11 protein-coding genes are annotated in these 13,210 nt (G+C 62.3%); 10 read left to right on the top strand and 1 reads right to left on the bottom strand.

Going from position 1 to position 13,210, the window contains the following annotated elements:
• The 9 genes from iolD (at nt 1) to HCR84_RS17300 (ending at nt 10,871) form a co-directional block, all read left to right on the top strand.
• Nucleotides 1-1,911, top strand: a complete 1,911-nt coding sequence (iolD, locus tag HCR84_RS17340) for a 3D-(3,5/4)-trihydroxycyclohexane-1,2-dione acylhydrolase (decyclizing) (RefSeq protein WP_244972624.1) — start codon at nt 1-3, stop codon at nt 1,909-1,911.
• Nucleotides 1,912-1,960: 49 nt separating this feature from the next.
• Nucleotides 1,961-2,869 carry a sugar phosphate isomerase/epimerase family protein gene (locus HCR84_RS17335; protein WP_166983135.1) on the top strand — a complete coding sequence of 303 codons (909 nt, stop codon included), beginning with the start codon at nt 1,961-1,963 and terminating at the stop codon, nt 2,867-2,869.
• A 35-nt stretch (nt 2,870-2,904) separates the two neighbouring features.
• On the top strand, nt 2,905-3,924 hold the full coding sequence (locus HCR84_RS17330) for a Gfo/Idh/MocA family protein (RefSeq protein WP_166983136.1): 1,020 nt from the start codon (nt 2,905-2,907) through the stop codon (nt 3,922-3,924).
• 53 nt (nt 3,925-3,977) lie between these two features.
• Nucleotides 3,978-4,856 carry a sugar phosphate isomerase/epimerase family protein gene (locus HCR84_RS17325; RefSeq protein WP_166983137.1) on the top strand — a complete coding sequence of 293 codons (879 nt, stop codon included), beginning with the start codon at nt 3,978-3,980 and terminating at the stop codon, nt 4,854-4,856.
• The gene (locus HCR84_RS17320; protein WP_166983138.1) at nt 4,853-6,013 is read left to right on the top strand and encodes a Gfo/Idh/MocA family protein; all 1,161 of its coding nucleotides are present in this window, start codon (nt 4,853-4,855) and stop codon (nt 6,011-6,013) included. The genes HCR84_RS17325 and HCR84_RS17320 overlap by 4 nt, the downstream gene beginning before the upstream one ends.
• 225 nt (nt 6,014-6,238) lie before the next feature.
• Nucleotides 6,239-7,237, top strand: coding sequence for a sugar ABC transporter substrate-binding protein (locus HCR84_RS17315; protein ID WP_166983139.1), 999 nt, complete (start codon nt 6,239-6,241; stop codon nt 7,235-7,237).
• Nucleotides 7,238-7,252: 15 nt separating this feature from the next.
• Nucleotides 7,253-8,302 carry an ABC transporter permease gene (locus tag HCR84_RS17310; protein WP_166983140.1) on the top strand — a complete coding sequence of 350 codons (1,050 nt, stop codon included), beginning with the start codon at nt 7,253-7,255 and terminating at the stop codon, nt 8,300-8,302.
• Complete coding sequence (locus HCR84_RS17305; protein ID WP_195706741.1) at nt 8,302-9,216, top strand: ATP-binding cassette domain-containing protein; 915 nt, start codon at nt 8,302-8,304, stop codon at nt 9,214-9,216. Before HCR84_RS17310 ends, HCR84_RS17305 begins: the two co-directional genes overlap by 1 nt.
• A 203-nt stretch (nt 9,217-9,419) precedes the next feature.
• A complete protein-coding gene (locus tag HCR84_RS17300) occupies nt 9,420-10,871 on the top strand; it encodes a sugar porter family MFS transporter (RefSeq protein WP_166983142.1) in 1,452 nt (483 codons plus the stop codon).
• 7 nt (nt 10,872-10,878) lie between these two features.
• Here HCR84_RS17300 and HCR84_RS17295 read toward each other — a convergent pair whose 3' ends face one another.
• Nucleotides 10,879-11,874 (bottom strand): LacI family DNA-binding transcriptional regulator, encoded by a 996-nt coding sequence (locus tag HCR84_RS17295; RefSeq protein ID WP_244972528.1) that lies wholly within the window; start codon nt 11,872-11,874, stop codon nt 10,879-10,881.
• A 140-nt stretch (nt 11,875-12,014) separates the two neighbouring features.
• Here HCR84_RS17295 and HCR84_RS17290 point away from each other — a divergent pair, with 140 nt between their 5' ends.
• Nucleotides 12,015-13,208, top strand: coding sequence for a Gfo/Idh/MocA family protein (locus HCR84_RS17290; RefSeq protein ID WP_166983144.1), 1,194 nt, complete (start codon nt 12,015-12,017; stop codon nt 13,206-13,208).
• Nucleotides 13,209-13,210: the final 2 nt, after the last annotated feature.

Raw genomic sequence — 13,210 nt, 5'->3', positions numbered from 1 at the left:
ATGTCACGGCGAATGACGGTTGGCCAGGCGCTCGTTGAGTTTCTCGGGCACCAGTGGACGGTCGACGGTGACGTGCGCGAGCGCACGATCCCGGGGATCTTCGGCATCTTCGGGCACGGTAACGTCGCGGGAATCGGGCAGGCGATCGCACAGGCGAACGCTCTCGAGCCCGACCTGCTTCCGTACCACCAGGCGCGCAATGAGCAGGCCATGGTGCACCAAGCCGTCGGCTATGCACGCATGCACAGGCGTCGGGGCACGTTCGCGTGCGCGGCATCCGTCGGCCCTGGTGCCGCAAACATGCTCACTGGTGCCGCCCTCGCCACGGCAAACCGGCTGCCTGCCTTGCTGTTACCGAGCGACACGTTCGCCACACGGGTCGCCGACCCTGTGCTGCAGCAGTTGGAGATGCCGCACGACACATCCGTGCAGGTGACCGACGCGTTCAAGCCGCTCTCGAAGTTCTTCGATCGCGTTCACCGGCCAGAGCAGCTGTTCTCGATCGCGCTCGCCGCCATGCGCGTGCTCACCGACCCGGCCGAGACCGGTGCCGTGACGATCGCTCTTCCCGAAGACGTACAGGCCGAAGTGCTCGACGTTCCCGATGAGTTTCTCGCCGACCGCGAGTGGCACATTCGCCGGCCGCTGGCCGAGCGAGGGCCCATCGAGCGCGCCGCGGCGGCGATTCGCGCGGCAAAGAACCCGATCATCGTCGCCGGGGGAGGCATGCTGTATTCGGGTGCGGAAAACGACCTGCGCGAGTTCGTGGAGCACACGGGAATTCCCGTCGGCACATCGCAGGCCGGCGGGGGAGTGCTTGCGTGGGATCACGCACAGTATCTGGGGGGAATCGGGTCGACGGGCACAACGGCGGCGAACCGCGTCGCTGCAGATGCCGACGTTGTGATCGGCATCGGCACCCGCTACAGCGATTTCACGACGGCAAGTCGCACCGCATTTCAGAATCCCGACGTGACGTTCGTGAACATCAACGTCGCCGCGTTCGACGCCTACAAGCACGGTAGCCAGCTGCCCGTGATCGCAGATGCCGCGGAGGCCGTGCGCAGCCTGCGCGAACTGCTCGACGGGCACACCGTGTCTGCTGAGTTCGCTGCGCGTGCAGCATCCGAGAAGAGAACATGGGATGCCTCGGTCGACGCCGCGTTCACGCCGAGCGGCCTCGAGCTGCCCGGGCAGAGCGAGATCATCGGAGCCGTGCAGGGCGCGAGCGACCCGCGCGACGTTATCGTGCAGGCGGCCGGCTCCCTGCCCGGCGATCTGCACAAGCTGTGGCGGGTGCGCGATCCCCTCGGCTACCACGTGGAGTACGCGTTCTCGTGCATGGGCTACGAAATCGCCGGCGGCCTCGGCGTGCGACGGGGAGCGGATGCCGCGGGCGAGAGCGACCGCGACGTCATCGTGATGGTCGGCGACGGGTCGTACCTCATGCTGCACACCGAGCTCGTCACCGCGGTCGCCGAGGGACTGAAGATCATCGTGATCATCGTGCAGAACCACGGCTACGCGTCGATCGGGCACCTGTCGGAGACCACCGGATCAGCCCGGTTCGGCACCCAGTACCGCACGCTCGATGATCAGGCCCGCAACTTCCAGGGCGAGCAGATTCTGCCGATCGACCTTGCGGCAAACGCACGAAGCTACGGAGTCGACGTGATCGAGGTCGAGCCGACGGCATCCGCCATTGACGATCTCTCGGCTGCCGTCACCTCGGCCAAAGCCTCAGATCGCTCAACGGTGATCCACATCAACAGCGACCCGTTGCTCTACGCACCGGATGGCGAGGGCTGGTGGGACGTTCCCGTCGCTCCCGTCGCCGAACTCGAGTCCACAAAGAACGCCTACACCGACTACCAGGCGCAGAAGGCTCGACAGAAGCCGCTGCTTGGCTGACAGCATCCGGAATCGCTGAAACACAGAACGTCAGAGAGGACACGACGTCATGTCGAACGGAATTCGCATTGGAACCGCACCGGACTCGTGGGGAGTGTGGTTTGCAGACGACCCTAACCAGGTGCCCTGGGACCGGTTTCTCGACGAGGTTGTGAAGGCCGGCTACACGTGGCTCGAACTCGGGCCATACGGCTACCTGCCGACAGACCCGAACCAGTTGCAGGACGAGCTCGGAAAGCGCGGGCTCAAGCTGTCTGCCGGCACCGTATTCACCGGTTTTCACAAGGGAGACGACCAGTGGAAGCGCGCGTGGGATCAGGCGCTCGCCGTCGCAGGGCTCGCGTCGAAGTTGGGGGCAGAACACCTCGTGGTGATTCCCGATCTGTGGCGCAGCGATGCCACGGGCGAGGCACTCGAACCACGAACGCTCGACGCCGCCCAGTGGGCGAAGCTCGCCGCCGCGCACGATCGCCTCGGCAAGGCGCTTCTCGACGAGTTCGGCATGAAGCAGCAGTTCCACTCGCACGCCGACAGCCACATTGGCACGTACCGCGAGGTGGAGCGCTTTCTCACCGAGACCGACGAGCGCTACACCAACCTGTGCCTCGACACGGGACACTTCGCGTACTACGGCGGAGACAACCTGAAGCTCATCGACGCCTACCCGTCGCGCATCGGTTACCTTCACCTCAAGCAGGTGGACCAGACGCAACTGTTCGACGTGCTGAAGAATGACGTGTCGTTCAAGGATGCTGTCGCAGACGGCATCATGATCGAACCGCCGAACGGTGTGCCTCCGCTTGCGCCGATTATCGAGAAGGTCGCCGCGCTCGACCCGAACATCTTCGGCATCGTGGAGCAGGACATGTACGGCTGCGCCGTCGACCACCCTTTCCCCATCGCCCAGCGCACGCGCGAGCACCTGCTCTCGTCGACTCCGGCCGCGCGCCTCGACTGAGCAGCACACACAGATATCTGGCTAGGAGCACACTCATGACACTGAACGATGTTCGCGTCGCCGTCGTCGGCGCCGGAATGATGGGCGCTGATCACATCAGCCGTCTGACCAACCGTGTAGCCGGCGCGCACGTGTCGGCGATCGTGGAACCGGATGCTGGCCGCGCCGAAGCCGCCGCCCAGAATGCGCCCGGTGCCCAGACGTTCGCGCGACTTGAAGATGCAATCGCTGCCGATGCCGTCGACGCTGTGCTGATCGCGACGCCCGGTCAGTTTCACGAGCCCGTGATTCTGCCTGCGCTCGAAGCGAAGCTGCCGATCTTGTGCGAGAAGCCGCTCACCCAGGAGCCGGTGTCGTCACGGCGCGTGCTCGATGCCGAACAGAAGCTCGATGCGCCGCTGATTCAGGTGGGCTTCATGCGGCGCTTCGACAGAGAGTACGAGCAGCTTCGTGACCTGGTCACCTCCAATGACGCGGGCGAACTCGTGATGCTGCGCTGCGTTCACCGCAACCCGAGTGTGCCGGATGCCTACCACCAGGACATGCTCATCACCGACTCTGTGGTTCACGAGTTCGATGTCGCACCGTGGCTCGCGGGAAGCGACGTCAAGAGCGTCGAGGTGAAGCATCCGCGTCGCAACTCGCTTTCCCCGGAGCGGCTGAAGGAGCCGATCCTCGTGATCATCGAGCTGACGAACGGGGTGCTCGTCGATGTCGAGATGAATGTGAGCATCCAGTTCGGCTACCAGGTGGCGACCGAGGCCGTGTTCGAGAAGGGCACGGCCCGCATCGGCCAGCCAGGCGGAATCGAGCGGTGGCAGGAGGGCCGGGTGTTCCGCGGTGAGCACGCCGACTTCACGACCCGCTTCGCCGATGCGTACGACACGGAGGTGCAGCGGTGGGTGCGTGCCGTTCAGAACGGCACGAACGTTGATGGCCCGAACGCGTGGGATGGCTACAAGGTGGCGCTCGCGTGCGAGGCCGGTGTGACGGCGCTGAACGAGGGCGGCGTCGTGCAGATTCCGCACGAGGAGCGCCCGGCGTTCTACGCGTGAGCGTGGCCTGGCCACAGCATCCATTCTTATTCTGTGACTGACGAAGGAGCACCATGGTTCGCATCGCACTCGACCCGACCCCGTATAACGACTCCGTGCATCTGCTCGATTTTCCTGAGCTGGTCGCGCGGCTCGGCTACGAGCACCTGCAGTTGACGCCGAATCCCGACTTCGGGCGGCACTTTCATTACCCGAAACTCGACGATGCGATGATCGCCGAGCTGAAGAAGCGTGCGCACGACGCGGGTGTGCAGATCACGTCGATTCTGCCGGTGCAGCGCATCGCCTGGCCAGACGAGCCGCAGCGTGAGGCGGCCGTGCGCAACATGCGGCGATACATCGAGGTTGCGGCGCAACTTGAGGTGCCGATGATCAACACCGAGTTCTCGGGGCGTCCTGAGCGCGAGGAGGAATCCGAGGCGGGGTTCTATCGGTCGATGGAAGAGCTCATTCCTGCGCTCGAGCGCGAGGGCATCACGCTGAATATCGACCCGCATCCGGACGATTTCGTCGAAGACGGCCTCGAAGCGTGGCGCATCATTCGTGGACTCAACTCGCGGCAGGTCGGCTTCGTCTATGTGGCGTCGCACTCCTTCCACTACGGGGATCGCGTGACGACGCTCCTTCCGGAAATCGGCGACAGGCTTGGCGCTGTATACACCGCTGACAGCCATGACCACACCCGGTCGCATGGGCTGCGCTACATCAGCAACCCGCCGGGCAACGCCGTGCGCATTCACCAGCACTCCGCGATCGGCGACGGCGACGTCGACTGGCAGGAGCTGTTCGGCACACTCGCCGCAACGGGCTATCTTGACCGTGCCGACGCGCTCATCGTGTCGAACGTTTTTGGCGAAGACGAGCGAGCGGACGAGATCAGCAAGTACCAGGTACAGAAGATCCGCGAGCTGATCGCCGAGGCCCGCGGATGACGGCACGGACGGTCGGCGTCGGGCTGATCAGCGTGGGTTGGATGGGCCGGCTTCACACGCGTTCGTACAAGTCGATCCCCGAGCGGTTCCCCGAGCTTGGGGTGCGACCGAGACTTGTGATCGCGGCGGATGCTGTCGACGAAGCCGCGCAGCAGGCCGTCAATCAGTTGGGCTACGAGCGTGCCACAACTGACTATCGTGATGTGCTTGCCGACCCGGAGGTCGACGTGGTATCGATCTGCGCACCGAATTTTCTGCACAAGGAATTCGCGCTCGCCGCGGCAGAGGCAGGGAAACCGTTCTGGATTGAGAAGCCGATGGGGCGAAACCTTGCCGAAAGCGTCGAGATTGCGCAGTCAGCATCAGATGGCGGTCTCGTTACGGCTGTCGGGTTCAACTACCGCAATGCGCCGGCGATTGCGTATGCCCGCGACCTTATCGTGCGAGGCGAGCTCGGAACGATCACGAACGTGCGCACCTCATTTCTCGCCGATTACTCGTCGGATCCAGAGGGTGCGCTGACTTGGCGTTTTGAGCGAGATCGCGCGGGTTCGGGCGTGCTTGGCGACCTGCTGTCGCACGGCTTCGATCTCGCAACCTATCTTGTGGGCGATATCGATGAAGTGTCGGCGACGACGGGAACGTACATCACGGAGCGGGCGAAGCCGACTTCGGCGAACGCCAGCCACTTCAGCACATCTGCCGGCGGCGAGAAGAGGCCCGTCGAGAACGAAGATGTCGCCCTGGTGATCGCAAAATTCGCCTCGGGAGCGATCGGCACGTTTGAGTCGAGTCGCATTGCGATCGGCCCGCGAGCCGAGTACGTCATCGAGGTGTACGGCACCGAGGGGTCATTGAGGTGGGACTTCCAGCGCATGAACGAGCTGCAGGTCAGTCTGAAGTCTGAATCGAACTATGGCTACACCGATGTCTACATGAGCCCGGGCCATGGCGATTTCGCCCGTTTTCAGCCGGGTGGCGGCACATCGATGGGGTTCGATGATCTCAAGGCGATTGAGGCCGCTTTGTTCATCGAATCGGTGTTGACGGGCGAGCAGAAGGCGCCCTCTGTCCATGACGGTCTTGCGGCCGCCCGGGTGGCAGATGCTGCCGAGCGATCCGCTGAAACGAGGCAGTGGGTCCGGCCCGCACGCTGACGACGCGCCGAATATTCGGGCCCGGGATCGCGCGATCCTAAGTCTCATCGCCCGATTATCTCGCAAATCGACGATTTCGCATGTTCGGACATGTGCGAAAACGACTCCGCGCACCGGCCAGTGCGTGATCGTCAAGGTAACGGATTGGTAATGGCCCTTGAGAAACTCTCAGGTCAACGCTACATTTGTAAAGACATACATTCAAATGCACAATGAGGTGGAAATATGTTGATAACCCGTTTACGGCGTTGGGGCCGGCTCGGCATCGCTGCGCTGGCAGTATCGGCCGCGGTCGCTCTGACGGCGTGCAGTGGCCCTGCGGGCGTCAAACAGGGCGATGACGGCGGAGGCGGAGAAAAGTCAGATCCTCTGAAGGTCGCTTTCATCACCCACGCACCTCCCGGAGACACCTTCTGGGACATCGTGAGGGCTGGCGCGGAAAAGGCGGCTAGCGAACTGAACATCGAGTTGCTGTACAGCAACGACGAAGATGGTGCGCGGCAGGCGCAACTCGTGCAGCAGGCCATCGACAAGAGCGTTGATGCCATCGTCGTCACTCTGGCAAAGCCGGAGGCAATGTCTGGCCCGGTGAAGGACGCAGTCGCTGCGGGGATTCCGGTCTTCAGTCTCAACTCTGGTGAGGACCAGTACAAGGACATGGGCGTGCTTGCTCATTTCGGTCAGAATGATCGAGTAGCTGGAGAAGCGGCTGGCGAAAAGCTCAATGAGCTTGGCGCAACCAACATGATCTGCGTGATTCAGGTACAGGGTCACATCGGTCTTGAGAACCGCTGCGACGGGGTCGACGAAACGTTTGAAGGCGAGTTCGAACGGCTGTACGTGCAGGGCACGGACATGAACAACGTCGCGTCGACGATCACTGCAAAGCTGCAAACCGGCAGTGATATCGACTACGTGCTGACTCTGGGCGCTCCCTTCGCCATGACAGCGATTGACTCCATCGCCGATGCCGGGAGCGACGCCAAGTTGGCAACGTTTGACCTCAATGCGGAAGCGATCAAGGCGCTGCAAGACGGCGACATCCAGTTCCTCGTGGATCAGCAGCCGTATCTTCAGGGTTACCTGGCTGTGTCGTCGGCTCGTCTGTACCACGACAACGGCAATGTCATGGGCGGCGGTAAGCCGGTTCTGACCGGACCGCAGATCATTACTCAGGAGAATGCTGAATCCATCGCCGAGTTCGCCAAGAACGGCACAAGATAACAGGGAGAGTACTGTATGACTACTCAGACGCCTGTGCGTCAGCAGGCCGACGAGCGAGTTGCTTCCGCCTCTGTCTTCGCGAAAATCTTCACGAAGCCAGAGGTGGGGGCGGCCGCCGCCGCGATCGTCCTTTTTGTGATGTTCGCCATCGTCGCCCCGATCTTCATCACGCCGAGTTCCATCGCGACGACGCTGTACGGGGCGTCGGCTGTCGGGATCATGGCGGTCGGCGTCTCGATGCTCATGATCGGAGGCGAGTTCGACTTGTCGACCGGCGTTGGAGTGATTTCGAGTTCCCTTGCCGCATCTCTCTCCGTCTATTGGTTCGGATCCAACGTCTGGATTGGCGTTATCCTTGCGCTTGTCTTCTCGGTGGGCGTCGGCTTCCTCAATGGCTGGCTACTCATGAAGACGCGACTCGCGAGCTTTATTGTTACCCTCGCTACCTTCTTCATGCTCATTGGGCTCAACCTGGGGCTCACTCGTGCGATCACGGGCGCGGTCGCTACCCCGTCCATTGAGAACATGCCCGGTTTCGAATCCGCTGCAGTTATCTTCGCGTCAGAAATACCGATCTTCGGCATCGGAGTGAAGATCACAGTCTTCTATTGGATCGCACTCGTCGTTATCGCGACGTGGATTCTGCGTCGGACAAGGATCGGCAACTGGATCTTGGCGAGCGGGGGTGCGCCGGGGTCGGCGCGAGCTGTGGGTGTCCCGGTTTGGGCGACGAAGATCGGCTTGTATATGGGGGTCGGGTTCTGCGCCTGGTTGCTGGGAATGCACCAGCTCTTCGCATTCAAGACGGTTCAGTCCGGTGAGGGTATTGGAAACGAGTTTCTCTACATCATCGCGGCGGTCGTCGGCGGGTGTCTTCTGACTGGCGGATACGGAAGCGCCATCGGTGGGGCGATTGGGGCGCTCATCTACGGCATGGCTTTGAAAGGTGTCGTCTATGCCGAGTGGAATCCAGACTGGTTGAAGTTCTTCCTCGGAGCCATGCTCCTCGGGGCAACCGTGCTGAATTTCTGGTTGCAACGTCGAGCAGGGAAGGGAGCAAAATGATGACGACTGGAATACCCGTCGAGCCACCGCTGATCAAAATGGCGGACGTCAGCAAGAGCTACGGGAACATCATTGCCCTTCGTGACGTCAATCTCGAGGTCGCTCGCGGTGAGGTGATGTGCGTTCTCGGTGACAACGGCGCAGGAAAGTCAACGCTGATCAAGATCATTGCGGGACTTCACCAGCACGATAACGGGGTCTTCGAGATTGACGGCAAGGCCGAAAAGCTGAACTCGCCGCGTCAGGCACTCGAACGCGGAATTGCGACGGTTTACCAGGACCTTGCCGTGGCGCCGCTCATGCCGGTCTGGAGAAATTTCTTCCTCGGTTCGGAGGCGACGAAGGGGCGAGGGCCGTTCAAGCGTCTCGACATTGATTTCATGAAGCGGACAGCGAAACGGGAACTGTTCGACATGGGCATCGATCTGCGAGATGTCGAGCAGCCGATCGGGACGCTCTCCGGAGGGGAGCGTCAATGTGTCGCCATCGCGCGAGCCGTCTATTTTGGGGCAAAGGTTCTGATTCTGGACGAGCCGACGGCTGCGCTTGGCGTCAAGCAGTCGGGCGTTGTTCTGAAATACGTCATCCAGGCGCGGGAGCGTGGTCTCGGCGTCGTCTTCATCACGCACAACCCACACCATGCGTACCCCGTCGGCGATCGCTTCCTCTTGCTGAAGAGGGGGCAGAGTATCGGCTATCACCGCAAGTCCGAAATCACCCTTGACGACTTGACGACGATGATGGCTGGTGGGGCAGAGCTTGAAGAACTCGTGCATGAGCTTGCGTCGGCGGGAGCCGACACCGGCGAGCTCCGTTCCATTCGTGATGAGATCGAGAGTGACGATGCCGCTGGTGTCGGTCGAGTTCCCGTGACAGAGCTCACCGATATGAAACGACAGAAGAAACAAGACTGACTCTGAACGGTCACGGACGGCGGTTCGCGTACACGCAGTGTGTTGCGGACCGCCGTCCGTGATGTATTCCGAGGAAAATGGTGGTCGTGATTGTGGGCTTAAAGGTTAAGTGGTTAGAATGTCCTCACAAAGTTTCGCGACGTGCGTAACCTGCTGACGAAGATGCTGTCATTGGCAGACAGCATCAGACGAAGGAGTCGTTCATGACAGTGCCACACAGCAAGGGCAGCGACAGCATCGGGACTCTGCCTCCGCTCGGCAAGGGCCCCTTCCGCAAGCGTCTCGGCGTCATCGCCCTCATCGCCACCTTCGGCGGACTGCTCTTCGGCTACGACACCGGCGTCATCAACGGTGCGCTGAGCCCTATGACCGAGGAGCTCGGTCTGACGCCGTTCACCGAGGGCGTTGTCACGAGTTCTCTCGTATTCGCTGCCGCAGCCGGTGCGCTCGTCGGCGGACGCATCTCCGACGCGTGGGGACGTCGCAAGACGATCCTGCTGCTCGCCGCCTTCTTCTTCGTTGGCGCCATGATCGTCGTGTTCACTCCGAACTACGAGATCCTCGTGGTCGGCCGAATCTGCCTCGGACTCGCTGTCGGCGGAGCATCCACTGTCGTCCCCGTGTTCCTCGCCGAAATGGCACCCTATGAGATCCGCGGCTCGATCGCTGGTCGTAATGAGCTCGCCATCGTCGTCGGCCAGCTTTCCGCCTTTGTCGTCAACGCCATCATCGGCAATGTTTGGGGCCACATCGACGGCGTCTGGCGATTCATGTTCGCCGTCTGCGCGATTCCGGCAGCCGCCCTCTTCATCGGGATGCTGAGGATGCCAGAGTCGCCCCGCTGGCTTGTGGAGAAGCACCGGTTTGCCGATGCGCTCGAGGTTCTGAAAACGGTGCGTTCCCCGGAGCGTGCGCAGGCGGAGCTTGACGAGATCCAGGGCATCGCCGAGGAGGAGAAGGAAGCACACACCGTCGGCATCCGTTCGATTCTCACGAACAAGTGGCTCTTCCGCACTCTGCTCGTCGGCATCGGTCTGGGAATCGCTCAGCAGCTCACGGGTATCAACTCGATAATGTATTACGGGCAGATCGTGCTGATCGAATCGGGCTTCGACAGGGACGCAGCGTTGATCGCCAACATCGCCCCCGGCGTCATCGCCGTCGTGGGAGGAATCATCGCGCTGTGGATGATGGACCGCATCGACCGCCGCAAGACGTTCATCATCGGCCTCTCCCTCACGACGATCAGCCACGTGCTCATCGGCGTCTCGTCAATGCTGCTTCCGGCGGGAAATCCGCTGCGCCCCTGGGTGATCCTTCTGCTCGTCGTGATCTTCGTCGGATCGATGCAGACGTTCCTCAACGTCGCTGTGTGGGTGTATCTCTCTGAGATCTTCCCTTTGCACATGCGCGGCATCGGCATTGGGATTTCCGTGCTCGCCCTGTGGATCACGAATGGCTTCCTCTCGCTGTACTTCCCCTCGCTTGTCGAAGGCGTCGGCATAACGGGAACGTTCTTCCTCTTCGCCGGAGTGGGTGTGCTTGCACTGATCTTCGTGGCCACGCAGGTTCCCGAGACGCGCGGACGCACCTTGGAAGCGGTCGAGGAGGGCGTCACCACAGGGGCTCTCTACACCGTGCATCTACGGCGCTGAGGGACGATCAGCGCAGCGGGACGGCTCCACTGGAGCTGCGAATGACAAGCGTCGGCGGCACGAGAATCTCGGTCGTCGGCGCTTCGTCGTGCGCGATCGCGGCCCGCAGCGCGCGACCAGCCTGACGCCCCACCTCGTGCCCGCGGTCATCGACGGTGGTGAGTGAGATCATGTCGTATCCGGCGGGGGGAGAATCGTCGTAGCCGACGACGGAGATGTCCTCTGGCGCGCTGAGCCCTCGTGTGCGCATCGCCCCGAGTGCACCGATAGCCATGGTGTCGTTCGCCCCAATGATGGCGGTGGCCTCCGGATGCTCGTTGAGCAGCGCGTTCGCGGCTTCGTTGCCGTGCTTCTCCGTCGTGCCTCCGGCATCCGCCATGTTTGGCTCGAGTCCGGCCTCGTTCATTGCCCGCGCATAGCCGATCAGGCGCCTCCGATTGGCCTCTCCGATTCCGGAGAGAAAATGGACGCTGCGGTGGCCGAGGCTCAAGAGGTGTTCTGTGATCAGGCGCCCGCCAGCGATGTCATCGTTCGCGACGGTGATGCTCGAGGTATCTCCCATCTCCCGGCCTCCGACGACCACGTGAGGAGTTCCTCTCAGCTGGTGCAGGAGTCCGGCTGCCTCGGCGGCGATGATGATGCCATCAACGCGCAGCGATTGGAACGTCGCTACGGCGTCACGGCCGATGTGCGAGTTGAGCGACATGTCCGCAACGCTCAACGAGTAGCCGGTATCGGCTAATGCAGTCTTCAAGCCCTCAAGCAGCTCGACGAACCAGAGGTTGCGAAAGTCATCGATCACCACGCCGATGCTCTTCGTCTGGGTTCCCGCAAGGCCGGCGGCAAGTCGGTTCGGCTGATAGCCGAGGTTAGCGATGGCCTGCTCGACGGCGATGCGCTTCCCCTGGCTGACGCGGGGCGATCCCTGCAGCACGAGCGACACGAGAGACTTTGAGACGCCAGCCGCCGAGGCGACGTCGTAAATCGTGACTCGTGTGCTCATCAGCATCCTCAAGAAATCATTTGACAGGACATTACTACACAGGTTAGCGTGTTCGTACTAGCGATATTGGAACGCTCCAATCGATCCGACACTACCCGGGTCGCCCATCATTTCAAAGACGAGAACTGTGGAGGAACATCATGTCGGATTCGATTGGCGTCGCCGTCATCGGCGCCGGAATGGCCGGCCGCGCACACGCCGCCGCGTATCGAGCGGCGTCAACACTGTATGACCCGGTGCTTCCTGAGATTCGTCTGGTGTCGATCGGCGACGTCAACCCGGTATTCGGCGAGGCAGCCGCGCGACGATTCGGCTTCGAGCGCACGGACCAGAACTGGCAGGCCATCGCCGAGGCGGACGACATCGACGTGGTGAGCGTCGTCATCGCGAACCACCTTCACCGCGAGGTTGTCGAAGGGTTGCTTGCTGCGGGCAAGCACGTGCTCTGCGAGAAGCCGCTGAGCGACACCATTGCAGACGCCGAAGCCATGGCGGATGCTGCCCGCACGGCGTCATCGGTTGCCCGCGTGGGCTTCACCTTCCGTCGCGCCCCGGGCATCGCGTTCGTGCGCGACCTCGTGCAGAGCGGCGAACTCGGTGAGATTCTGCACTTCCGCGGACGCTACTGGGCGGACTACAGCTGCGACCCGATGGCACCCATCACGTGGCGCTACAAGGGGCCGATGGGCTCCGGGGCGCTCGCCGACGTCGGCAGCCACCTGTCGTACATCGCCGAGTTCATCGCAGGCGAGGTCATCGAGGTCTCGGGCGGTCGATTCAGCACGGTGATCAACGAACGCCCTGTGCCGCTTGAGGCTACGGTCGGCCACGGGCACGTCGCCGTGAGTGACACCTTCGAGCCGGTTGAGAACGATGACTACGCGGCGTTTACCGCGGGCTTCGCCAACGGCGCGTCGGGCAGCATCGAGGTGTCGCGCGTTGCCGCCGGGCATCCCAACGGGCTCGCGTTCGAGGTGTTCGGCACCAAAGGGACGGCGAGTTGGAACCAGGAGCGACCAAGCGAGATCTCGCTGTTCAAGACCGAGGGCGAGCCGTCGCAGCGCGGAGAGCGCCAGGTCATCCTCGGCCCGAACCATCCGTACGTCGCAGGCGGATTCCCCATGGACGCTCCTGGGATCGGCTTCGGCCAGAATGATGGCTTCGTCTTTCAGGCGCGATCGTTCCTCGAAGAGGTTGCGGGCATGCCCGAGGGCGACTCGCTGCCGCGATGCGCCACCTTTGACGAGGGCATTCACAGCATGCGGATGCTGGAAGCCGTCGCAGAATCGGCGCGCAACGCCGGTGCCGCTGTTCGTGTTGAGAAGGAGAACTGACA

The sequence above is a fragment of the Paramicrobacterium fandaimingii genome (assembly GCF_011751745.2).
GTDB lineage: Bacteria > Actinomycetota > Actinomycetes > Actinomycetales > Microbacteriaceae > Paramicrobacterium > Paramicrobacterium fandaimingii.
Note: the sequence above shows the minus strand (reverse complement) of the source record. Positions and strands in the feature narration are given on the sequence as shown.